A 23,862-nucleotide genomic window follows, 5' to 3' on the forward strand; every position below is an offset into this window, starting at 1 on the left:
ACATAACACTTTACAAATGGAAAAAAATGTATAATAATAGATATAAAATTATAATTGTTTAAATACGTTGTAGTTTTATTCAATAAATATAAACACTATGATAAAAAATAGTGATTATATCTAATATCAAAATTTTAGGGGGATTATTTTTATGGAGAAAGAAATTAATAATTATAATAAGTTCATAAGTAAATGCTTAGCTACTTTTTTGAGTCTGATTTTAACATTGAGTATACTCTTTATTAATACTACAAATGTTTATGCGAAAACTTTAAGTTCTGCATCAGATGATGAATATGTATTAAAATTAATACAAAGAGGTGGAACTACTGAAGAAATTAAAGGAAAAGATATAAATTTAAAATTCAACTCTACAGATGCTATCACAATTTCTTATGATGAACAATTATTAAAACAATGTATAGACAATTTACATTGTTTAAATCCAGCTAATGTAACTGAACCACAAAGTTCAAAATTAGAATATAGAAATTATGATTATATAATTACACCAGAAGTTATAGGAAGTAAATTAAATAAAGAAACATTATATAATAATGTAGTGTCAGCTATAAAAAATCAAGAAATAGAATTAAATTTAGAAACAGCAGGTTGCTATGAACGACCTAAATATACAGCTAACTCACCTACAATGATTTATGCAGCAGATACTATTAATAAGTATTTAGCTTCTAACATAACTTACAACTATGCTGGAATGGCACAAGTTGTAGATAAATATAAAATAATAGATTGGATTTCAACTGATTCAAATTTTTCAATCATACTAGATGAATCTAAAGTTAGAAGCTTTGTAGAAGGCTTAGCTAGTTCTTATAGAAATTCACTAGGAACTTCAATAAAAGTTGGTGGTGGATATTCAGGAAATAATCATGGATGGGCAATTAATGTTGATACTGAAACTACAGAGTTAATTAATCTCATAAAAAGTGGACAAACTGTGACTAAAAACCCAACGTACTATCAAACATCAGTAGCAAGTTATTTTAATAATGCATCAGATACTTTTGTTGAAATAGATATGACTAATCAACATTTATGGTTTTATAAGAATGGATATCTTGTTGTACAAAGTGATATTGTTACAGGGAATATGAGTGCAGGATATGCAACACCAAGTGGAACTTACAAATTATATTATAAACAAAAAGATACTGTATTAAGAGGTCCGGGCTATGCATCACCAGTAAGCTTTTGGATGCCATTTAATGGTGGAATAGGACTTCATGATGCTACTTGGAGATCAGAATTTGGTGGAGAAATCTATAAGAATGGTGGTTCGCATGGATGCATAAACTTACCATATAGCACAGCGAAATCTATTTATGATAATATAACACCGAAAACTACAATTATTTGTTATTATTAAATATAGGATAAAAAGTCTAATGTAGAATAAAACTACATTAGGCTTTTTATTTTTTTATTTGTATTTTAAAATGAAGTTAATATATGTAATAGGTAAAGTGGCATTGTAATTGGGCTTTGAGAATCCTTAAGTGAGAATATAAAAGTAAGTGTCCAAATTTTACATTTGACTACACGAACTTTCACACAGTGCATTTTATATTTAGCTTTTCGAACTTACTCAGCGAAGTCGAGTTTCATTTTGATAATCACATTTACTGCTTGTATCAATTTTATATTGGGAGCAAGCTAAAATGGGACTGTACTCATTTTAGTATTCCTAAGTTCAGTTACTCAGTCCACTTTACTTATGCATATATCAACTTCTATTAAATAATAATTTTTTTAATAAAATAATTGACATTGGAAACGATATAGCATATTATATTGGTATAGACCAATTGGTATATACCAATATAATATACCAAGGTGGGGGAGATAAAATTGAAAATAGTAGACAAAAATTTAAATATACCATTACATACTCAATTATCTTTGATAATTAGAGATATGATAGAAAGTGGTGAATTAAAAGAAGGTAACTATTTAATGCCAGAAAGAGAAATTTGCAAGATTCAAAACGTTAGTAGAATGACAGTTAATAAAGCAATACTAAATCTTGTATCTGAAGGTTTATTAGATAGAAAACAGGGAAAAGGAACATTTGTTGCTTATAAAAAGAAAAAACATAAATTCCAAAAGTTACAGGGATTTACGGAAGTAATGAATGAAAAGGGATTTATAGTAAAAAGTAAATTATTAAAGTTTCAATTAGATTTTCAAAATAAAAGTATAAGAGAAAAACTAAATGTTAAAGATAAAGACACATTAATATATAAAATTGAAAGAATAAGATATATAGATGAGGACCCTTTTGCATTAGAAATTGTTTATATATTAAAAGACATGTGTGAAGACTTAAGTGAGGATTTAGTAAAAGAAAATTCTTTGTATACATTATATAGAGAAAGGTATGACCATAAAACAAAAAGAGCAGAACAAGTAATAAGTCCAATAATTATAGATGAATTTACATCTGATTTATTAAATCAAGAAAAAGACACATTAGCACTTAAAATAGATAGATTAGTATATACAGATAAAGAAGAAATAATGGAATATACGAGTTCAATATTTATGACAGGCAAGCATGAATACGAAATAGTATTGCATGAAAACTAAAAAAAATTGATAGGAAGGGTTGAATATGAAAGCAATAATAAATGGAATAATTGTAACTAAGAGTGGAGTTTTAGAAAATAAGGTTCTTTTATTTGATAAAAAAATAATTAGTATATGTGATGAAATACCGGAAAATTGTGAGCTTATTGATGCAAAGCAAAAAATAGTAACACCTGGTCTTATAGATATACATGTACATGGTAGCTGTAATTTTGATACTATGGATAATTCAATAGAAGCAATAGAAGCTATAAGTAGTGGAATTTGTAAAAATGGTGTTACTTCATTTTTACCAACAACAATGACAATGACTAAAGAACATATTTATAATTCTTTAAATATAATAAAAAAATGTATGGAAAAAGATATTGTTGGTGCAAAAGTTATTGGAGCCCATATGGAAGGGCCTTTTATAAATCCAATTTATAAAGGTGCACAAGATGCTAGTTATATATTAAAACCAAATTTTCAATTTATAAAAAACTACACTGATGTTATAAAATTAATTTCATATTCACCTGAACTAGATGATGATTATGAATTTACAAAAGAAGTTAAAGAAAATACTAAGATTACCTTATCAATTTGTCATAGTAATGCTTCATATAAGCAAGCAATGGAAGCAATAAATTTAGGGGCTTCTAATATAACTCATTTATTTAATGCTATGACTCCATTAAATCACAGAGAGCCAGGGGTAGTTGGTGCCGCTCTTATGAGTAATGCTTATTGCGAAATAATAGCAGATAAGATACATGTAGATAAAAACTTGTTTCAATTTATATTAAATAATAAAGGTAAAGAAAAGGTTATTCTTATTACTGATAGTATGAGAGCAGGATGTATGAAGGATGGTAAATATGAACTTGGAGGACAAGACGTTTATGTTAAAGATGGTGCAGCAAGGTTAATTAATGGAACTTTAGCAGGTAGCATTTTAACTTTAAATAAGGCAGTTTATAATTTCTTTGAAAATACTAATTTGCAGCTTAATGAAGTTATAAATATGGCTTCTCTAAATCCAGCTAAATCTATAGGAATAGATGGTAAAAAGGGAAGCTTAGATATAGGAAAAGATGCAGATATATGTATTTTTGATGATGAGATGAATTGTCATCTTTCAATATCAGAAGGAAAAATTATTTTTAATTCTTTAGAAAATTATCTTATTAAAGAATTTGTGGATAACTAAGATTATAAATTTAGTTAAAGTTTAAGAAATGTATCCTAAAGAATTAAAAAAGAATCATATGCCGCACCATTATTCCTTCACTGCGTTTGGAAAGGGTGCATGGCTAAAAAAGAATCGACGGCTCCAAAGTCGCCTTGGCGATTTTTTTATAAATTAAATTAGAGGTGGGTTAAATTATGAAAATATTAGTTTGTGAAAATTATGATAAGTTAAGTGAAAAAGCAGCTCAAATAATAATGAGCCAAATAACTTTAAAGTCTAATTCAATATTAGGTCTTGCAACAGGAAGTACTCCAATCGGGATGTATAAAAAATTAGTTGAAATGTATGAAAATAAAATGATAGATTTTTCAGAGGTAAAAACATTTAATTTAGATGAATATCAAAATTTACCTATAAATAATGATCAAAGTTATCATTATTTTATGAATGAAAACTTATTTGATTACATTAATGTTCAGAAGGAAAACATTCATATACCAAATGGAATGGCTAGTGATATTGAAAAAGAATGTGTAGAATATGATGAATTAATAAAAAAATCAGGTGGAATAGATATACAAGTATTAGGCATAGGAAATAATGCTCATATAGGATTCAATGAACCAACTGTAAGTTTTGAAAAGAAAACTTATGTAGTTGAATTAGAGGAATCTACTAAAATTGCAAATGCAAGATTCTTTAATAGTTTAGATGATGTACCTAGTAAGGCAATAACAATGGGAATAGGTTCAATATTTGAAAGTAAGAAAATTATGCTTTTAGCAACTGGAGAAAATAAAGCAAAAGCTATATATGACACTATTTATGGAAAAGTAACTCCAGAAGTTCCAGCTTCAATACTTCAATTTCATGATGATGTAATAGTGATCTTAGATAAAGAAGCTGCTAGTTTATTAAACCCTAAGGACTATAAATTAGTATAAAAATTAATTTTTTATAGATTAACAATTTAAGGGGGAGGAATAATTTATGATTAAATTTTTACAACGTATAGGAAAATCACTTATGCTTCCAATAGCATGTCTGCCAATTGGTGGACTAATGCTTAGAATTGGGCAGCCAGATGTTATTAAAGCATTAGGTTTTATGCCATTCTTAGCACAAATATTACCTTTTTTCAGAGCTGCTGGAAGTGCTCTATTTGATAATTTACCGTTATTATTTGCAGTGGGTGTTGCTGTAGGGTTATCTGATGACCAAAATGGTTCAGCAGGATTAGCTGGTGTTATTACTTATTTAACTTTAACTAATGTAACTAAACAATATTGGATTATGAATTATGAAGCAGAATTTGCTTCAACATTAAATATATCGTTTTTAGGAGGTATACTTGCAGGTGTCATAGGTGGATTATCCTATAACAAATTTAGAACCGTAAAGTTACCAGAGTTCTTAGCATTCTTTGGTGGAAGAAGACTTGTTCCAATCATGTCAGGATTAATTGCATTTGCAGTAGCAATACCCCTTGGAATGGTTTGGCCATCAATTCAAAATGCATTAGGAAGTGCATCTGCTGGAGTAGCGGCATTAGGTGCAGTTGGTGTAGCACTCTTTGGATTCTTTAATCGTTTATTACTACCTATGGGACTTCATCATGTTTTAAATTCATTTTTCTGGTTCCAATTAGGAGAATTTAATGGGAAAGCTGGAGACTTAAATAGATTTTTCCAAGGAGACCCTACTGCAGGACACTTTATGGCAGGATTTTTCCCAGTAATGATGTTTGGTATGCCAGCAATAGCACTTGCAATTTATTTTGCAGCTAAAAAAGAAAAAAGAAAAGCAGTATCAGGAATGTTAGTATCATTAGCTCTTACAGCTTTCTTAACAGGTGTTACTGAACCATTAGAATTCTTATTTATATTTTTATCACCAGTTTTATTAGTAGCACATGCTTTATTAACCTCTTTATCTTGTTTCATAGTAGACTCTATGGGAGTATTACATGGATTTACATTCTCAGCAGGGTTCATTGATTATGGATTAAACTTTAATTTAGCAACTAATCCATCATTAATAATACCAATAGGACTTGGAATAGGACTTCTTTATTTCATAATATTCTTTGTGTTAATAAAGAAATTAAATTTACCAACTCCAGGTAGAGAAGAAGATGGTGATGAATTTACAGAAAACATAACTTTAAGTACGTCTGATGAAAACGTTTATGGAAAGTATATAGAATATTTAGGAGGAAAAGAAAATATATTAAAAGTTGATAATTGTGCAACTCGTTTAAGATTAGAAGTAGAAGATTCAAGTTTAATTGATGAGAAAAAATTAAAATCTATTGGTGCAAGAGGGGTCGTTAGATTAGATAAAAATAGTGCTCAAGTTATAGTAGGAACTAATGTAGAATTTGTTGCTGATGGAATTAAAAACATAATGAGAGTTTAATTAAAAATATAATTTAGATTTTAAAACATAATTAAAAATATATAATAAGGAGTCGTAAGATACACGACTCCTTTAAATTACTTGAGGTGATATATAATGTTAGAAATAATAGGAATGACAATAAATGATGCAAAAATTATAGAATATTGTGGAGCCGATAGAATAGAACTTGTAAGTGCTTTAACAGAAGGTGGACTTACTCCGAGTTTGGGGATGATAGAAAGTGTAATAAGAAATGTAAAAATACCTGTAAATGTAATGATACGCAATCATGCAAAAGGATTCGTTTATAGTGATGAAGAAATAGATATAATGTTAAGGGATATTGATATAGTAAGAAAATTAGGTGCTAATGGTGTTGTGCTCGGAATGTTAGATAGAGATAAAAATATATCAGAATTACAGCTTAGAAAAATACTTGAAAGTTGCAAGGATATAGATGTAACATTTCATAAAGCTATAGACGAAACTAACGCAATAGAAAGTGTAAAAACACTTAGTAAATATAAAGAGATAAAAAATATATTAACTTCTGGTGGAACTGGAGATATTGTAAAAAATATATCTGTAATAAAAGAGATGATAAAAAATTCAAAACACATTAATATACTTTTAGGTGGTGGATTGAATTTTAATAATATAGAGATGATTAAGGAAAATACAGAATTTACAGATTTTCACTTTGGAAATGCTGTAAGAATTAATAATAGTCCATTTGAAGAGCTTAGTGAAGAAAAATTAAATAGGTTAGTAGAAATAATAAAAAAGTAATTTAAAGTTATATATGATTGAAAAAACTAGAACAGTCAATTAAGGATATGTTCTAGTTCTTTTTATATATTAAGGTTTTTAAATGGGCTTATTTAAATAGTAGTTTTAGCTACATAAGTTCTAGCAGCTAATTCTTCATCCACCATAATCGGTTTTATCTTAAAGTACTTATTATATAATATCTCGTTATTATTATATGCTACTTGATGGGTATTTATAAAATATTTAAATAATTTATTTATTGTAAACTATAAATATAAATAAGGTTAACTAAGTTAAGGAGTATTGTAATTGAACTTTTAAAATTCAGTCTAACTTTATTCTATTAAGATGGAGTCATAATTCTAAGTTTTAGATATGTAAAAAATTTATATAAAACTTAGAATTTTATTTAGTATTAATTTCAATTGAAATTTCTGTTAAGTAATTATCATAGCCTTTTACAGAGGCCTCATCTAAAATATATTCTTCGTAAGCATAGGCACCAATATCAAGATTAAACCTATCTAAGAATGATGATATTTTTTTATATGTAGAATCAATGGTTTCATAGCAGCCTTTATGATATGCTATAGCGTAAATTCCTTTTGGTTTAATAAAAGCTGAAGGGCAATTTTTCTGTGAGTCTATCTTTGTGTAAAGATAGGAATAGTTTTCGTTTACTCCTTGCAAGATATTTTTTCTATTAATCATAGCACCAAGAGAATAACTAGTATTTAATTTATTAGAAGTGCAATACTTCATATGTTCTGATACTAATCTTAAGTACTCTTTATAACTTACATTCTCTATAGATTTACTAATAATTAAATGCTCCTCTTCTTCAAAATTTAAGCTTATCTTTATTGGGTTAATTTCACATGCTTTTTGCGTAACATCAATTTTAGTTTGCATAAGTTTTTTTATTCTATTTAAGTTTTCAATTTCACTATCTATTTCTAACATTTTATTTTTAAATAAATTTATTAATAAATCAGGAGTTCTATTATCAAGATAAGATTTAATGTCTTTTAATGGCATATTAATTCCTTTTAGAATCATAATAACATTAAAGATTTCAAATTGATGGTGTGAATAATACCTATATCCATTTTTATCTTTTATCTCGGGCGAAAAAATTCCTATGTCATCATAGTGAAAAAGCGTTTGTTTATTTACGTTACATAGCTTAGCAAATTCTCCAGTATTAAAATATTTTTTTAATTTTTCGCTCATTTTTATTATCCTCCTATTGACTATATGGTTACTATATACCTTATGATTATATAATAATATTTCTATAAAGATTTTTCAATAATGTAAATTTTATATGGTAAAATTAAGAAATATATAAAATAATATAGTAGTTGTAAAATTAATATTAATAACTTGAAATCAAATAGTATATATTAAAGTTAATTATATATTAAAGTTAATTATATATTAAAGTTAATTATATATTAAAGTGAATTATGTTTTTAATAGTTCTCATATTTTAGCATAAATAAATTAAAATAAAACTAATTAATAATATAAATGTTTAATTAAATATAAGAAAGATTTAGTATAAACTAATTAGGAATAATTTAAGATGTAATAATAGTTTTAATATTTTTGAAACACTATAATCAATAAAAAAAGATAGGAGAAAATTACAGAATGAAATTAATTTTAAAATACTTAAAAAATTATAAATTATTAATAGTTTTAAATGTAATATCTGTATTTGGATTTGCTTTAGTTGAATTAGGAATTCCAACTGTTATGGCTAAAATTATTGATAATGGAATAGCTAACAGTGATGTACAGTACATAAAAAATATGGGATTGGTTATTGTTTTAATTTCTATTTTAGGAGTAATAGGAACAATAATTCTTGGATATTGCTCAGCAAAAATTTCTACAAGTATAACTAGAGATATAAGAAATGATATATTTAAAAAATCTCAAGAATTTTCACATAGTGAATACAACAAATTTGGAGTTTCTTCAATGATTACAAGAACTACAAATGATGCTTATCAAGTTATGCAATTTACAAATACGTTGCTTAGAATGGCATTGCTTACTCCTGTTATGTTTGCAGTAAGTTTAATTATGATATTGAGAACTAATATGAAATTGTCAACAGTACTATTAATTGCAGTACCATTTATAATAGTAGGAGTTATTATAATTGCAAAATCATCTCATCCTATATCAGAAAAACAACAAAATAGATTAGACAAGTTAAATAGAATATCTCGAGAAAATTTAACTGGTATAAGAGTTATTAGAGCATTTGGAAATGATGATCATGAGAAAGAAAGATTTTATGAAACCAATAATGAGTATGCTAAAATATCTAAAAATTTATTTAAATTAATGGCAGTATCACAACCAGCATTTTTCTTATTGCTTGATGTAGCTATAATAACTATTTTTTGGCTATCAAGTAACATGATAAATATAGGTACTCTTCAAGTTGGACAGCTAGTAGCATTTATAGAATACTTATTTCATGCTATGTTTTCAATGATGTTATTTTCAATGATATTTATTATGTATCCAAAGGCACAAGTATCTGCAAATAGAATTGAAGAAATACTAAAAGAAGAGCCTATAATAGAAAATCCTAAAAATGGTATTAAGAGTACGAAAATTAGAGGCTTAGTAGAATTTAATAATGTAACATTCACTTATCCAGGTGGAGAAGAAGCTGTACTAAAAGATATATCTTTTATTGCTAAAAAGGGTGAAACAGTAGCTTTTATAGGAAGTACAGGTAGTGGGAAATCCACTTTAATTAATTTGATTCCAAGATTTTATGATGTTACTGAAGGTAATATAAAGATAGATGATGTTGATGTTAGAGATTATGATTTAAATTGTCTTCGTAAAAAGATAGGTTTTATACCACAAAAAACTTTATTATTTACAGGAAGTATATCTAATAATATTAAGTTTGGTAAAAAAAATGCAAGTACTGGAGAAGTAGAATATTCAGCTAAAGTATCACAAGCTTATGATTTTATTTCACATAAACCTAAGATGTTTGATGAAATGATAACTGAAGGTGGAGCTAATGTATCTGGTGGTCAAAAACAAAGATTATCTATAGCAAGAGCTATAGTTAGAAAACCAGAAATATATGTATTTGATGACAGTTTTTCAGCACTTGATTTTAAAACAGATTCATTGCTTAGAGAGAAATTAAAAGAAGAAACAAAAGAATCAGTGGTTCTAATAGTAGCACAAAGAGTAAGTTCAATAATGGATGCAGACAAAATTATAGTCTTAAATGAAGGAAAGATCGTTGGAATAGGTAAACATAAAGAACTATTAAATAGTTGTAATATATATAATGAAATTGCCTCATCTCAGCTTACAAAGGAGGAATTAGCATAATGAAAAAATTTAAATATACAGTAAACAAGATATCTCCTTTTGTAAAACAATATAAAAAAGGATTTATAGGAGCAATTTTATTAATAATAATAGCAGCAGTATTTACAGCCATTTCACCGGTTGTAGAAGGACTTATAATAACACAACTTACAAGTGATTCAATTAATATAGTTAAAGGAATTGATGGAGCAGCAGTAAATTTTAGTTATATTATAAAGGTGCTTATATTATTAGGAGTGGTTTATATATTTAGTGCTGTCTCAACTTATGGAGCTAGTTTTTTATTAACTAATTCTATACAAAATACAATGAGAGATTTGAGAAATGCAGTTCAAAATAAAATAAGAAAATTACCAATAAGTTATTTCGATAAGAATAGTCAAGGGGATGTATTAAGTAGAATTACTAATGATATAGATACAATATCTAATGCTCTCCAACAAAGTTTTAGTCAAGTAATTAATGCTGTATTATCATTAACATTAGCAGTAATAATGATGTTTACAATTAATGCTAAATTAGCATTAATTGCAATATTAATTATTCCTGCAAGTTATTTGATATCAAAAATAGTAGTATCAAAATCTCAAAAGTTATTTTATCATCAACAAAACGCATTAGGTAAATTAAATGGTAATGTTCAAGAGATGTATACTGGATTTAACGAAATAAAATTATATGGAAAACAGGAAGATGTTATTAAAGAATTTTCAGATATAAATGAAGAGCTGTATAAAACAGGATTTAAGGCACAATTTATTTCAAGTACTATGTCTCCATTTATTTCATTAATAACTTATCTTGGAATTGCTGTCATAGGCGTTTTAGGAGCATTTTATTCTGTAGCTGGAATATTAACAGTAGGTAATTTACAAGCATTTATACGTTATATATGGCAAATAAATCAACCGCTTTCACAAGTAACACAATTATCTTCTGCAATTCAATCAGCATTTGCAGCTATAGAGCGTGTGTTTGAAATATTGGATGAAGAAGAGCAAATTCCTGATAAAGAAGATTTCAAAAAGTTAACTGATCCTAAAGGAAATGTTTCTTTTGAACATGTTAAATTTGGATACTCTAAAGATAAACCTTTAATAACTGATTTAAATGCAGAAATAAAAAGTGGTCAAATGGTTGCAATAGTAGGTCCAACAGGGGCAGGAAAAACTACATTAATTAATTTATTAATGAGATTTTATGAAATTCAAGGTGGATCTATAAAAATAGATGGTGTAGATAGTAGAGATATGAAGCGTGAAGATTTAAGATCTATTTTTGGAATGGTTCTTCAAGATACTTGGTTATTTAATGGAAGTATTTATGAAAACATAGAATATGGTAGATTTGGGGCTACTAAAGAAGAGATTAAAGAAGCAGCAAAAATAGCAAATGTACATCATTTTATTAAAACATTGCCAGATGGTTATAATATGTTTATTAATGAAGAGGGATCTAATATATCTCAAGGAGAAAAACAGCTGTTAACTATAGCTAGAGCGATAATATCTGATCCGGCAATCTTAATATTAGATGAAGCAACTAGTTCAGTAGATACAAGAATTGAGTTAATGCTTCAAAAAGCAATGAAGAATGTAATGAAGGGTAGAACAAGTTTTGTTATTGCACACAGACTTTCAACCATTCGTAATGCAGATTTAATTTTAGTAATAAATGATGGTAATATTATTGAACAAGGAAATCATGAAGAATTAATGAAAAAAGGTGGATTTTATGAGAAATTATATAATAGCCAATTTTCTAATAAAGATGTAATTTAATATATAACAGAGAAAATATATGATATAATAATTATTATTAATAAATAAAAGGAGAAAATTATGAGCAATAAGGTAACATTACTATATGAAGATGGAAAATTTAGTGTATGCATAAATGAAAAATTAATAAGTGAAGATAAAGATTTAGAAAAATCATTTGATAGATTTAAACAAGTAATTAGAGATAACGTAGTTGCAAAATCAACAACTTGGGAAAATATAGTTGATAGTATTAAAGATATTAAAAATGATGAGTTAGAAATTAATAATGAATATAAGACATTAACATTTGGATTTTTGAAATATTTTTATAATACAGGAAAAATATTTTATGCTAAAGACAATAAAATGACTCCATTAATGGGTGGATGCGAGCTATTTTGTTTTGTTGCACAAATGAGCGATAATGGCGAAATTGATAATTATGAAGACTTTTTAGAGTTTTGCAAAGAAATTTTAGAAAATAAGTCTACATATAGAGTAAGTGAGTCAAGTTTATTTGTTTCAAATGCAGGCTTTAATTATGGATATGCAGAGTATAATTTTAGTAGCAAAAAAATAAATAAAGGTGCATCTATTGATAAATGTACTTTTGGTGAATTTAAGTCATATGTATTAGATATAATAAAATAAATTAAATAGTGAATAAATCATAGTCCTTATTTTTAGAAGTTAGATTCTAGAAATAAGGACTATTTTTAAATTATAAAAGCAGTATTATAATAAAATATGAAATTTTATTTCATGAAAAAATAATTGACGAAATAAAACAATCATAATATCATATAAGATAAAAGATATTATGTTAAGGAGGACTAATACTTGGATAATGATTATTTAAAGAAAAATTGTGCAAAAGAAGCTCTAAGATATGTAGAAGACAATATGATAATAGGCTTAGGTGGTGGAAGTACAATATCATATTTAATAAATTATATTAAAGAAAGTAAACTTAATATTAAAGTCGTAACCCCTTCTTCTAAAACAAGAATATTATGTATAAATGACGGGTTAGAAGTATTGCATACCAGTTCTGTTGATAGAATATCTGTAGCATTCGATGGATGTGACGAAGTAGATGAGAGTTTAAATGCATTAAAAAGTGGTGGAGGAATTCATACAAAAGAAAAATTAATTGCAAGTATGGCTGATGACTATATACTTCTTGTAGATGAAAGTAAATTTTTTAAAAAATTAAAATTTAATCATCCAGTTGTATTAGAAATTTTAGAAGATGCTTTAAAATATGTTGAAAAAAAAGTTATAGAATTAGGTGGAACTACAAGTGTTAGAAGTAGCAGTATAAAAGATGGATTTACAATAACTGAAAATGGAAATATATTGATGGATGTTAATTTTAGTAATGTTAGCAATATAGAAAGCCTTGAAAAAACTTTAAAAAATATTTGTGGTGTTATTGAAACGTCTATATTTACTAATAACATAGTTACAAAGGTAATAATAACTAATAAGTATGAAAGTAAAGTGATTTCTGAAAAGTAGATTACAAAGAAATACATATTAATAAATAAGAGGTGAAATATATGAAAATTATAAATTGGGCAATATTAGGACCTGGAACAATAGCAAATGAATTTGCACAGGCCATAGAAAAAGTAAATGGAAGTGTTTATGCGGTAGGATCAAGAAGCATAGAAAAGGCAAATGAATTTGCACATAAGCATAATGTTAAGAAGACATATGGAAACTATGAAGAGATGTTAAATGATAAAAATATTGATATAGTGTATATATCTACACCGCATTGCAATCATTATGAATATATAATAAAAAGTCTTAACAATAATAAAAATGTATTTTGTGAAAAAGCAATAACAGTTAATGGTGAGCAATTAAAAGAAATAGTTAATTTAGCAAATGAAAAAAATCTGATTGTTGCTGAAGCTATGACTATATACCATATGCCATTATATAAAAAGTTAAGTGGAATTATAGGTAGTGAAAAGTTAGGGAAAGTAAAGATGGTTCAAGTTTCTTTTGGTAGTCTAAAGGAGTATGACATTAATAATAGATTTTTTAGTCCAGACTTAGCTGGAGGGGCTTTATTAGATATTGGAACATATGCATTATCATTTACTAGATATTTTCTTTCAAGTCAACCAAATGAAATTTTAACAACAGTTAAAAAATTTGAAACTGGAGTAGATGAACAATCTGGAATAATACTTAAAAATTCAAATGATGAAATGGCTGTAATTTCATTAACAATGAGATCAAAGCAACCTAAAAGAGGTGTCGTAGCTTGTGAAAAAGGTTATATAACTGTAGAGAATTTTCCAAGAGGTGATAAGGCAACAATAACTTATCCCAATGGAAATGTTGAAATTATAGAAGAAGGAAACAACGAGAACGCATTAATATATGAAGTTGAAGACATGAATAAATGTGTATTAAATAAGAGTAAATGTAATACATTAGATTTATCAATTGATGTAATGAATATAATGGATGAAGTTAGATGCCAATGGGGATTAAAATATTCATTTGAGTAATAAATATATATATTTAGAAAACATAATAAAATTATAACTTTCGTATAAAAAAGGGAGAAATAAAATTGAAAAGTATTGAAAAAAGTGTTTTAGATAAAATTTTATCATCTTATAACAATTTATATGAAGCAGAAAAGAAAATAGCAGATTATATTATTGATAATAAGGAAAAGATCATAGAGATGACAGTTTCGGAGCTATCGTCTCAAAGCAATGTAAGTGAAGCTACTATTGTGCGATTTTGTAAAAAATGCAATTTTAAAGGATTTCATGATTTAAAGATAAATATTGCAAAAGAAATGATGAATTCTGAAGAAAAAGAAGTATCGAATGATTTAGATTGTAATAATATAAAGCAATCACTTCAAAATATACTAGCAAATAAAATTGAAGAGTTAAAGCAGACAATATCAATGATGAATGAAGATGATATTAAAGAGATTTTAAATAGAATTAAATGCGCTAGGCTTGTTCAATTTGCAGCAGTAGGAAATACTATACCAGTTGCATTAGACGGTTCATATAAATTTAATCAGCTTGGAATAGCATCTTTTTCAAATACAATTTGGGAAACACAATTAGCTTTTTCATATACTTTAACTAAAAAAGATGTTGTTATAGTTATATCAAATTCAGGGGCATCTAAAAGTTTGTTAACATTACTTGATATTGCAAATGAAAAAGGTGCAACTACAATTTCTATAACAAATCATGAAAGTTCACCAGTTGCCAATAAAAGTAAATTTCATATAAATACAGCCACAAGAGAAAAATTATTTTTAGATGAATTTAGTTTCTCTAGAGTATCTTCTATGGTAGTTATAGAAATTTTATATTTACTTTTAACTACAGATAAAAAAGATGCATATGATTGTATAAGTAAACATGAAGAATCTATTGCAGATGATAAGGTATAATAATACAATAAAATAATTTTAAAAAATGTAGATAATTTTTAAAAATTATCTACTTATTTATGCACTTTAATTGTTAATTATATAATATTTTATATAATTATATGATTAAATGTTATAATTTATAAAGTAATTTTTACAAACTATCAATAAAATTGTTGTAAAAATTTAGATAAAATAGAATTATATATTAAAAATTTAAGTCAATAATTGATATGTGTACGTTTAAATTCATCATAAATCATTAAATAATAAATTAATGGAAATTTTATGTTGATACTACTTAGGTTTTGTGATAAAATAATAATTTTATAAAAGTAACTAAATGTGGTATACTATAATAGTAAAACCAAAGGAGGTTATTTTTTGTTTAATATAGGAGATAAAATTGTATACCCTAGCCAAGGGGTAGGTATAATAGAATTAATAGGTGAAATGTTATTTAAAGGGGAAGTTCAAAATTATTATAAAATACATATATTTAATAATAATATGACATTAACATTACCAGTTAATAGAGTAGAAGAGTTAAACATAAGATTAGTAAGTGATTCAGAAACTTTAGATAGCGTTCTAGAAAATGTAAAAGACTTTACAACTAATATAGAAGAATTAAATAAATCTGATTTTAAACAAAGAGCAGCTATTAATAATCAAAAAATAAAATCAGGAACATTAACTGATTATTTAGAAGTTATTTATAATCTTACTAAAGTAAGAGAACAACATTCTTTAAATTCAAGTGAAAAGGATACTTTACGTAAAACTGTAAAAACACTAGTTGAAGAGATAAGCCAATCTAAAAATTTATCAAATGATGATGCTAGTAGTTTATTAAATTTAGCAATTAATTTTTAATAATAACATTTATAAGATAAAAAAGGCTTGCTATTTATCAAAAAAGTGTTATTATAAGAATATCGGTAAAAGATATAAGTAAATTATAGAAATATCGATAAAGATAAAAAGGTTTTTAATATAGATGTATAAATTTCTCCTTTTAGAGAATGATATTAATCAATATATTAATCTTTTAATTAACAAGGAGGAATTTTAAAATGGAAGATAAGACTTTAGTATGTAGAGATTGTGGTAAGGAATTTGTTTTCACAGTAGGAGAACAAGAATTCTACAAAGAAAAAGGATTCACTAACGAACCTACAAGATGTATCGATTGTAGAAGAGCTAGAAAACAACAAAACAACAGAAGATAGTTTTGTTTAATATAGAAGTGCTTTTAGTAAAGTAATTTACTAAAAGCACTTCTTTTTTTTCTCTAAAGTTATTTTTTAATACTTTAGAGAAACATATTTAGGTTTAATTTATCCAAGCTTCATTAGAGTTTAGTTTATAGGTACCTATTGTTGTATTACGTGCCATAGCACCATTTGAGTATAGATAATATACCAAGTGCCGTTATCATTAATCCAATCTGTAGCCATAGAGTCATTAGAATTTAAGTAGTACCAAGTTCTTTTGTCATTTAACCAACCAAGTAACATAGAACCACTTGAATTTAAAATAAAAATAGATCTATCTTTAAATGATTAGTTATTTAAGAGCATGGGTCTATTTTTATTTTATAAAATTTATAAGAGCTAAATACATATGTTTTGTTTCATGAATAATTTAAAGAATTATAAACAAATTATAAGTAATATTAAATTTATTTATATAGGAGATAAACACTTATGAGAATTTACAAAGAAAATAATAAATATAATTTGTTTACAAAGTTAATGTTAAAAGTTAATAAACTAACTATAAATATACAGGATTACTCTTTATGATTAATAAAATAATAAATAAATACCATATTAATGTTTATTCAATGTTAAAGCATGGAACTGTAGCTGTAATAACAATGTTTGGCGTTGGACTATTGTTTGGAATAAAAAATATAATGTTAGCTTTTCCAATAGCTTTAACATCAACAGTTTTGAGTAGGCAAAACTTACAAGTTAAAACTACAAGTAAAATTTTAAGACTAATTCTTGTTGATGTAGCCATTGTATTAGCAGCATTTATTTCATCACAAAATGTTTATTTGGGAATTATAGTAAACTTTATATCTATATTTTTAATAATGTATAATATAGTGTCCCCTTATGATATGGCTTTTTATAAACCGTTTATTATGTTATATATATTTACTCAATATGCACGTGTATCTTTAGAAGAATTACCTCTTAGAATATTAGCAGTTGTCTTTGGCATATTAGTTATAGAATGTAGTAATATAATAACAAAAGTTAATGAAAAATCTAAGTTAGGAAATAGCATAACTTCATCTTTATTATTAATAAAAAGTCAGCTTAATAATATTATTAATGGTAAATTTGAAGAAAATACAGTAAAAAAATGTTCGAAGATTATGAGAGAACTAGTATATAAAGTTTATATTACAAGACATAAAAAATATCTAACAACAAATTTGGGAAGAATACAGTTTAATATATACATAAACATGGAGTATTTTAATCTTTATTTAAGAAATGTATATTCTGAATATAATAAGAATGATATTAAAAAGAATGAAATTGAGGATTTAATAAGTGTAATAGAGGATATATTAGATTATTCTAATTATAATATAAGTGTAGAAGAATTAGAGGATAGAATAAATTTATTTGAAGATTTATATAATAATGAATCTAAAACCCTAAGTGAGCTATGCAATATAATCAATTCTTTAAAAATTAGTATAAAAGAATTAAAAGAATTAGGAAACAAAGAAATAAATAAAATCTATAGTGAGTGGGAAAAGTGGAATATAGGAAATATTAAAGAATCATTTCATAAAGGTATGAGATTTAATTTTGCAATGAGAATGGCAATAACTTTAACAATAGTTTCATTTGTTGGTGAAATTTTAGGATACTATAAAATAATATGGGCCATCATAACAATAATGTCTGTAATTCAACCATATTATGAATATACTTTAAATAAAACTAAGGAAAGAATAATTGGAAATGTTATAGGAATATTATTTACAGGAATATTTATAAACTTAGTAAATGTAAAATGGGTGACTATATCAATTTTAATAGTATCATTGTATTTATTATATGGGTTTAAAGAATATTATAAAATATCATTATTTGCTTCAATTGCGTCTATATGTATAGCATCATTAACAGAAAATATAAATGTTCTTCTTATTTATAGAGTAGCTTATGTAATAATAGGAGTAGTAATAGTTATAATAGTAAATAAAAAAATATTTCCATATAAATTAAAAGAAGGAATAGATGAACTTATAGTTAAAATTGATAAATTAAATACTATGCTAATAAATTATAGTATAGCTATTTTAAATGGAACAGAGAATCCTAATAAAGTTAGGAATATAATAATACATTCTACTTTGTTATGTGAAAAATTAGAAATTAGAAATATAAATTTTAATGATAATAATATAAATAGAATTGTAAATATTAATAATGAATTTGTTATTCAAATAGGTTATAGAGTTCTTAGATAATCATTGTATTAGATTTTAAAATATAATATTAATTATTGGTTTAATATTTATAAAAATTATGTAGTGAAAGTTGGCAAATTTAATACATTAACAATTAAATAAAAAAAATGTTTTAAATTTTTAATAAAATATTTAAAACAAATAGATAAAATGAAAGAGTGATAAAAAAATAAGCGAAATATTGACAATTAAAATGGAAAGGTATATTCTAAATATAGATTTAATAAAATAAATTCTAAGAAGAGAAAGAGTAAGTAATATTTTTGTTCTACAGAAAGTTAGCGTATGATGAAAGCTAATGTGCAATATATAACTGAAGATCATCTCAGAGAATTGAAACTGAAATTTTAATGAAAATTGAGTAAGTTTCAACGGAGTTTCACCGTTAAAAGAAAAACGTATTATTTAGTACGTGTTCGAGTGCTATAAAATGATTTTAATATTTTTATATATTATTTTATAGAATTAGGGTGGTATCACGATTTAACCTCGTCCCTTTATTAGGGACGGGGTATTTTTATATGCAAAAAAGGGGGAATTTAAATGGATATTGAAGGTGACATTAAGCATTGACTTAATAATGAAATCAGAATTTAGGGGGATCTTAAAATGAAAAATTTATCAAAGAAAAATTTAGTACTTGTAAGCTTTATGCTTTTTTCAATGTTTTTTGGAGCAGGAAATCTAATATTTCCACCATTTCTAGGACAATCAGCAGGAACTCAAACGTGGATAGCCTTGTTAGGATTTTGTATAACAGCAGTTGGATTTCCTATTTTAGGAGTAATTGCAGTTGCTAAATGTGGCGGACTTAAAAATTTGGCAAGTAGAGTTAATCCAGGTTTTGCAATCATATTTACAATATTAATATATTTATCAATAGGACCATGTCTTGGGATACCTAGAGCAGGAAGTTTACCTTTTGAAATGGCAGTGGCTCCATTTTTACCAAAAGAATTTTCAATTACACTATCAAGATTAATCTATACTTTTATATTTTTTTTAATTGCTTATTGGTTATGTTTATCACCAGGAAAATTAGTTGATCGTGTAGGAAAATTTTTAACACCAACATTATTATCACTTATTTCAATTGTATTTATAGGAAGTTTATTTAAACCGTTAGGAGGATATGGCGCAGCAAGTGGTGAATATTTATCATCACCTTTAGCAAAAGGATTTTTAGAAGGTTATATGACAATGGATACAATTGCTGCATTAAATTTTGGAATAGTAATTGCATTTGCAATAAAATCTAAGGGGATTGATGATGAAAAAGGAGTAATTTCAACATCAATAAAGGCAGGTATAATTTCAGGCTTAATGCTAATAATTATTTATTCAATGTTAGCACATTTAGGTGCAGCTTCAGGTGGAATGTTTGGGGCAACTGAAACTGGTGCAGAAACACTTACTATTGTAATGACATATTTATTTGGGAAAACAGGGGTTATTCTATTAGCTGCAATTTTTACAGTAGCATGTTTAACAACTTGTGTTGGTCTTATAACATCTTGTAGTGAATATTTTACAACATTAAATTCAAAAGTAAATTATAAAACATGGGTTAGAATACTTACACTTTCAAGTATGATACTTGCCAATATGGGATTAAGTAAAATTCTTGCAATATCAGTACCTGTATTAAATGCAATTTATCCAATATCTATAATGCTTATATTACTAGGCATATTAAATAATGTTTTTGGAGGAAGTTCAATAGTTTATACTTTAACACTTTTGTTTACAGGAATAGTAAGTATTGTTGATGCATTTAGTCAAGCAGGAATAACAATAAATATCTTGGTAAATATATTTTCTAAGTTACCACTTTATTCTCAAGGATTAGGCTGGATTTTACCAGCAATTTGTGGAATGGTCTTAGGATTAGTATGTAAATTATTGAAAAGTAAATTCAGTAAAAGAAATTTGTTAGTAGAAGATATTTAAATAGTAGATATTATTTTAGTATTGCAAATATTAAATTATATTTTAAAACAACAATAATATTTAAGTATAAATAATAATTTAAAATATAGATAAATATTATATTAATGATATAATATAAATTAAAATTTAGAAAAAAATACATTTAATATAATGTGTGTTTTTCTTTTTAGAAAGGTGTAATTTACATGAAAGATTTAATAAATAAATTAACTAAAAATAATTTATTTCGAGGAATTAATGAAGATGAAATAAGTTATGTTATATCTGATAAAAATTATTTTATTAAGTCATATAAAAAAGGAGAAATTATTGCTTCAGAAGATGATGAATGTAGCAGTTTGGGTATTATATTAGATGGTATGGTAGAAATACAAAAGATATATTTAAGTGGAAAATATATTGTTTTAAAAAGGTTATCTAATAATCAAGTATTTGGAGAAGCACTTATTTTTTCAAAGAAAAATACATATCCATCTACAATAGTTGCATTTGAAGATTGTAGTGTTTTATATATGAAACGAAAAACTATTATAAATTTATGTTTAGAAAATGAAAAATTACTAGAAAATTTTATGTCTATATTAAGTAATAAAGTTTTAATGCTTAACGCTAAAATAAAAAATATATCATTTAAAAGTATTAAGCATAAAGTGATAAATTTTATACTTGAATTATCTAAAAAACAAAATAGTATATATATAACTTTAAATGAAAGTAAAAAAGAAATTGCTTCTAATCTTGGAATACCTAGACCATCATTATCACGAGAGCTTATGAATTTAAGAGATATGGAGTATATAGAATTTGATAAAAATACAATTAAAATATTAGATGTAGAAAAATTAGAAGAAGAATTATTTAATTAAATATACTTAAATTAGTGTATATTTTAGTAAGTATTGCTACGTATATAATAGTGAATATAGTGTTTTAATAATTATAAGTATATTTTTAAAGGTCTAATGAAGAATATTTATTGCTATAGCATAAAGGAAATGAGTTGTTCAAAGAATTATAACTTTTTTGAACAACTCATTTTTATGTATTTCAAAGAATTATAGATTTTCTAAATAATTAAGCAATAATAACTTGTATTTCCATATCTTCAAGGCGTGTACGCCATTCATTAGGAATACCGTGATCTGTAATTACAATATCAAATTCTTGAAGATCTGAAAAGTAAGACGATTTAACAGAATCAAATTTATCAGAATCAACCAATAATATTTTTTCCACAGATGAACTTATAATAGCTCTTTTAGTTGCTACTTCATAGTTATTAGAACATGTAACACCTAAAGTTTCATGAACTCCAGCAGCAGATACAAAAACCTTAGTGGCTCTCATATTTTCAATAAGAGAAATTCCTTCAGGACTTTCAAACATTTGAGTGTTTTCATGAAAATATCCTCCGGAAAATATTAATTCAATATTTTTTCTGTTTTTTAAAGCGCTTAGTATGTTAATACTATAAAATAATGCTGTTAGTTTTATATCATCACTAATGTTTTGAGCTAATTTTTCTGTAGTTGTACCGGCATCTATTATGATAATATCATCATCTTGTATTAATTTTGCAGCAGCTTTACCTATTTTAATTTTTTCATTTTCTCTTTTTATAGTTTCATCTGTAATATCATAATTATTATTTAATTTTTCAATACTATTTAAAGGATTGTATATTGTTGCACCATATACATTGCTAACTATATTATTTGATTTTAAAAGATTTAAATCTCGTCTGATTGTCATTTCAGAAACCCCTAAAGTAGATGCTAAATCTTTAACTGAAGCACCATTTTTTTCTTTTAAAATTTCTATAATTCTATTAGCACGCTGTAGTTTTTTATTCATTATTAATCACCTTATTCTATTTTTTAGTGAACAATTTTATAATTTAATACTGTTTCAAAACAGTTTATATAATTTAAAACTTATTGTTTACATTCTAACATTATTTAAAAAATAATACAAAAAATAAATAAATTTGATTGAAACTACTTATAATAACTATATTAGCAGTTATCTAAAGATGAAAATGTTCTAACTTTAACATTTAATGTTGACAATATAACATTTCGGGGATAAAATAAAGCCATAGAATAAAAGTTTATATTAAAAGAAACAAAGAAATGAGGATGTAATTTATGAATAATTCAGAAATTTTAAAACATGTTGACCATACTTTATTAAAGCCAGTAGCAACTTGGGATGATATAAAAAAAATATGTGATGAATCAATAGAATATAATACAGCATCAATATGTATTCCAGCTTGTTATATATCTCGTATACATGAAACATATGGGGACAAGGTCAATATATGTACAGTAGTAGGTTTCCCTTTAGGATATTCTTCAACAGAAGGTAAAATAGCAGAAACAAAGCAAGCTTTAGCTGATGGAGCAAATGAAATTGATATGGTAATTAACATTTCAGATGTTAAAAACAAAGCATACGATAAAGTTACAGAAGAAATAAGAGCTTTAAAAGAAGTTGTTGGAAATAAAATATTAAAAGTTATAATTGAAACTTGTTATTTAACAGAAGAAGAAAAAATAGCTATGTGCAAAGCTGTAACAGAGGCAGGAGCTGACTATATAAAAACATCTACTGGTTTTGGAACAGGTGGAGCAACACTTGAAGATATAAAATTATTCAAAAAACACATTGGACCAAATGTTAAGATTAAAGCTGCTGGTGGAGTAAGTACAGTAGAAGATCTTAATATGTTTATAAATGAAGGCTGTGATAGACTTGGAACAAGTAGAGCAGTTGGTCTTTTAAAAGGTGAAGAAACACAAGGATATTAATTTTTGGCTATGTTTTAGCAGAGTGTTGATATATGCATAAGCAAAGTGGGCGGAGTAATTGAACT

General features: G+C 25.6%; 21 protein-coding genes and 1 other annotated feature. Of the genes, 18 read left to right on the top strand and 3 right to left on the bottom strand.

The window, feature by feature from the left end:
• Nucleotides 1-151: 151 nt before the first annotated feature.
• The 6 genes from RYM86_RS02595 to RYM86_RS02620 all read left to right on the top strand — a co-directional run bounded on the left by RYM86_RS02595 (nucleotide 152) and on the right by RYM86_RS02620 (nucleotide 6,973).
• A complete protein-coding gene (locus RYM86_RS02595; RefSeq protein WP_315077527.1) occupies nucleotides 152-1,390 on the top strand; it encodes a L,D-transpeptidase family protein in 1,239 nt (412 codons plus the stop codon).
• A gap of 482 nt (nucleotides 1,391-1,872) precedes the next feature.
• Nucleotides 1,873-2,610 (top strand): GntR family transcriptional regulator, encoded by a 738-nt coding sequence (locus RYM86_RS02600; protein ID WP_315077529.1) that lies wholly within the window; start codon nucleotides 1,873-1,875, stop codon nucleotides 2,608-2,610.
• A gap of 25 nt (nucleotides 2,611-2,635) precedes the next feature.
• A complete protein-coding gene (gene nagA, locus RYM86_RS02605; protein ID WP_315077532.1) occupies nucleotides 2,636-3,802 on the top strand; it encodes an N-acetylglucosamine-6-phosphate deacetylase in 1,167 nt (388 codons plus the stop codon).
• A 176-nt stretch (nucleotides 3,803-3,978) separates the two neighbouring features.
• A complete protein-coding gene (gene nagB, locus RYM86_RS02610) occupies nucleotides 3,979-4,728 on the top strand; it encodes a glucosamine-6-phosphate deaminase (RefSeq protein ID WP_315077534.1) in 750 nt (249 codons plus the stop codon).
• A 46-nt stretch (nucleotides 4,729-4,774) separates the two neighbouring features.
• On the top strand, nucleotides 4,775-6,202 hold the full coding sequence (nagE, locus tag RYM86_RS02615) for an N-acetylglucosamine-specific PTS transporter subunit IIBC (protein ID WP_315077536.1): 1,428 nt from the start codon (nucleotides 4,775-4,777) through the stop codon (nucleotides 6,200-6,202).
• Between the two features lie 96 nt (nucleotides 6,203-6,298).
• Complete coding sequence (locus RYM86_RS02620) at nucleotides 6,299-6,973, top strand: copper homeostasis protein CutC (RefSeq protein WP_315077539.1); 675 nt, start codon at nucleotides 6,299-6,301, stop codon at nucleotides 6,971-6,973.
• Between the two features lie 387 nt (nucleotides 6,974-7,360).
• Here RYM86_RS02620 and RYM86_RS02625 read toward each other — a convergent pair whose 3' ends face one another.
• Nucleotides 7,361-8,188 carry a MerR family transcriptional regulator gene (locus RYM86_RS02625; RefSeq protein ID WP_315077541.1) on the bottom strand — a complete coding sequence of 276 codons (828 nt, stop codon included), beginning with the start codon at nucleotides 8,186-8,188 and terminating at the stop codon, nucleotides 7,361-7,363.
• 423 nt (nucleotides 8,189-8,611) lie between these two features.
• Between RYM86_RS02625 and RYM86_RS02630 the strand changes: the two genes are divergently transcribed.
• The 8 genes from RYM86_RS02630 to RYM86_RS02665 all read left to right on the top strand — a co-directional run bounded on the left by RYM86_RS02630 (nucleotide 8,612) and on the right by RYM86_RS02665 (nucleotide 16,761).
• Nucleotides 8,612-10,339: an ABC transporter ATP-binding protein gene (locus RYM86_RS02630; protein ID WP_315077542.1), complete on the top strand. Its 1,728-nt coding sequence runs from the start codon at nucleotides 8,612-8,614 to the stop codon at nucleotides 10,337-10,339.
• On the top strand, nucleotides 10,339-12,120 hold the full coding sequence (locus tag RYM86_RS02635; RefSeq protein WP_315077543.1) for an ABC transporter ATP-binding protein: 1,782 nt from the start codon (nucleotides 10,339-10,341) through the stop codon (nucleotides 12,118-12,120). Before RYM86_RS02630 ends, RYM86_RS02635 begins: the two co-directional genes overlap by 1 nt.
• A gap of 60 nt (nucleotides 12,121-12,180) precedes the next feature.
• Nucleotides 12,181-12,753 (top strand): hypothetical protein, encoded by a 573-nt coding sequence (locus RYM86_RS02640; protein WP_315077545.1) that lies wholly within the window; start codon nucleotides 12,181-12,183, stop codon nucleotides 12,751-12,753.
• Between the two features lie 189 nt (nucleotides 12,754-12,942).
• Nucleotides 12,943-13,623: a ribose 5-phosphate isomerase A gene (gene rpiA / locus RYM86_RS02645; RefSeq protein WP_315077546.1), complete on the top strand. Its 681-nt coding sequence runs from the start codon at nucleotides 12,943-12,945 to the stop codon at nucleotides 13,621-13,623.
• A gap of 41 nt (nucleotides 13,624-13,664) precedes the next feature.
• Complete coding sequence (locus RYM86_RS02650) at nucleotides 13,665-14,633, top strand: Gfo/Idh/MocA family oxidoreductase (RefSeq protein ID WP_315077548.1); 969 nt, start codon at nucleotides 13,665-13,667, stop codon at nucleotides 14,631-14,633.
• A 65-nt stretch (nucleotides 14,634-14,698) separates the two neighbouring features.
• Nucleotides 14,699-15,550, top strand: coding sequence for a MurR/RpiR family transcriptional regulator (locus RYM86_RS02655; RefSeq protein ID WP_315077550.1), 852 nt, complete (start codon nucleotides 14,699-14,701; stop codon nucleotides 15,548-15,550).
• Between the two features lie 363 nt (nucleotides 15,551-15,913).
• A complete protein-coding gene (locus RYM86_RS02660; protein ID WP_315077551.1) occupies nucleotides 15,914-16,405 on the top strand; it encodes a CarD family transcriptional regulator in 492 nt (163 codons plus the stop codon).
• 200 nt (nucleotides 16,406-16,605) lie between these two features.
• Nucleotides 16,606-16,761 (top strand): zinc-ribbon domain-containing protein, encoded by a 156-nt coding sequence (locus RYM86_RS02665; RefSeq protein WP_003372054.1) that lies wholly within the window; start codon nucleotides 16,606-16,608, stop codon nucleotides 16,759-16,761.
• A 144-nt stretch (nucleotides 16,762-16,905) separates the two neighbouring features.
• On the opposite strand, the gene RYM86_RS02670 is transcribed toward RYM86_RS02665, so the two are convergent.
• Nucleotides 16,906-17,049 carry a hypothetical protein gene (locus RYM86_RS02670; RefSeq protein ID WP_315077561.1) on the bottom strand — a complete coding sequence of 48 codons (144 nt, stop codon included), beginning with the start codon at nucleotides 17,047-17,049 and terminating at the stop codon, nucleotides 16,906-16,908.
• Between the two features lie 284 nt (nucleotides 17,050-17,333).
• On the opposite strand from RYM86_RS02670, the gene RYM86_RS02675 reads away from it, so the two are divergent.
• From RYM86_RS02675 to RYM86_RS02685, 3 genes are all read left to right on the top strand, one after another.
• Complete coding sequence (locus RYM86_RS02675) at nucleotides 17,334-19,034, top strand: FUSC family protein (RefSeq protein WP_315077563.1); 1,701 nt, start codon at nucleotides 17,334-17,336, stop codon at nucleotides 19,032-19,034.
• Nucleotides 19,035-19,262: 228 nt separating this feature from the next.
• Nucleotides 19,263-19,534: a binding site (T-box leader), on the top strand.
• Nucleotides 19,535-19,643: 109 nt separating this feature from the next.
• On the top strand, nucleotides 19,644-20,984 hold the full coding sequence (gene brnQ / locus RYM86_RS02680) for a branched-chain amino acid transport system II carrier protein (RefSeq protein ID WP_315077564.1): 1,341 nt from the start codon (nucleotides 19,644-19,646) through the stop codon (nucleotides 20,982-20,984).
• A 185-nt stretch (nucleotides 20,985-21,169) separates the two neighbouring features.
• Nucleotides 21,170-21,850, top strand: a complete 681-nt coding sequence (locus tag RYM86_RS02685; RefSeq protein ID WP_315077566.1) for a Crp/Fnr family transcriptional regulator — start codon at nucleotides 21,170-21,172, stop codon at nucleotides 21,848-21,850.
• A gap of 208 nt (nucleotides 21,851-22,058) precedes the next feature.
• On the opposite strand, the gene RYM86_RS02690 is transcribed toward RYM86_RS02685, so the two are convergent.
• On the bottom strand, nucleotides 22,059-22,838 hold the full coding sequence (locus RYM86_RS02690; protein WP_315077568.1) for a DeoR/GlpR family DNA-binding transcription regulator: 780 nt from the start codon (nucleotides 22,836-22,838) through the stop codon (nucleotides 22,059-22,061).
• Nucleotides 22,839-23,131: 293 nt separating this feature from the next.
• Between RYM86_RS02690 and deoC the strand changes: the two genes are divergently transcribed.
• Nucleotides 23,132-23,797, top strand: coding sequence for a deoxyribose-phosphate aldolase (gene deoC, locus RYM86_RS02695; protein ID WP_315077570.1), 666 nt, complete (start codon nucleotides 23,132-23,134; stop codon nucleotides 23,795-23,797).
• Nucleotides 23,798-23,862: the final 65 nt, after the last annotated feature.

The sequence above is a fragment of the uncultured Clostridium sp. genome (genome assembly GCF_963527835.1).
GTDB lineage: Bacteria > Bacillota > Clostridia > Clostridiales > Clostridiaceae > Clostridium.

Bases quoted from the DNA above. Each gene is read 5' to 3' on its own strand.
- RYM86_RS02595 (WP_315077527.1), top strand. From the start codon at position 152: ATGGAGAAAGAAATTAATAATTATAATAAGTTCATAAGTAAATGCTTA.
- nagA (WP_315077532.1), top strand. From the start codon at position 2,636: ATGAAAGCAATAATAAATGGAATAATTGTAACTAAGAGTGGAGTTTTA.
- nagB (WP_315077534.1), top strand. From the start codon at position 3,979: ATGAAAATATTAGTTTGTGAAAATTATGATAAGTTAAGTGAAAAAGCA.
- nagE (WP_315077536.1), top strand. From the start codon at position 4,775: ATGATTAAATTTTTACAACGTATAGGAAAATCACTTATGCTTCCAATA.
- RYM86_RS02620 (WP_315077539.1), top strand. From the start codon at position 6,299: ATGTTAGAAATAATAGGAATGACAATAAATGATGCAAAAATTATAGAA.
- RYM86_RS02625 (WP_315077541.1), bottom strand. From the start codon at position 8,188: ATGAGCGAAAAATTAAAAAAATATTTTAATACTGGAGAATTTGCTAAG.
- RYM86_RS02630 (WP_315077542.1), top strand. From the start codon at position 8,612: ATGAAATTAATTTTAAAATACTTAAAAAATTATAAATTATTAATAGTT.
- RYM86_RS02635 (WP_315077543.1), top strand. From the start codon at position 10,339: ATGAAAAAATTTAAATATACAGTAAACAAGATATCTCCTTTTGTAAAA.
- RYM86_RS02640 (WP_315077545.1), top strand. From the start codon at position 12,181: ATGAGCAATAAGGTAACATTACTATATGAAGATGGAAAATTTAGTGTA.
- RYM86_RS02650 (WP_315077548.1), top strand. From the start codon at position 13,665: ATGAAAATTATAAATTGGGCAATATTAGGACCTGGAACAATAGCAAAT.
- RYM86_RS02665 (WP_003372054.1), top strand. From the start codon at position 16,606: ATGGAAGATAAGACTTTAGTATGTAGAGATTGTGGTAAGGAATTTGTT.
- RYM86_RS02670 (WP_315077561.1), bottom strand. From the start codon at position 17,049: ATGTTACTTGGTTGGTTAAATGACAAAAGAACTTGGTACTACTTAAAT.
- RYM86_RS02675 (WP_315077563.1), top strand. From the start codon at position 17,334: ATGATTAATAAAATAATAAATAAATACCATATTAATGTTTATTCAATG.
- brnQ (WP_315077564.1), top strand. From the start codon at position 19,644: ATGAAAAATTTATCAAAGAAAAATTTAGTACTTGTAAGCTTTATGCTT.
- RYM86_RS02685 (WP_315077566.1), top strand. From the start codon at position 21,170: ATGAAAGATTTAATAAATAAATTAACTAAAAATAATTTATTTCGAGGA.
- RYM86_RS02690 (WP_315077568.1), bottom strand. From the start codon at position 22,838: ATGAATAAAAAACTACAGCGTGCTAATAGAATTATAGAAATTTTAAAA.
- deoC (WP_315077570.1), top strand. From the start codon at position 23,132: ATGAATAATTCAGAAATTTTAAAACATGTTGACCATACTTTATTAAAG.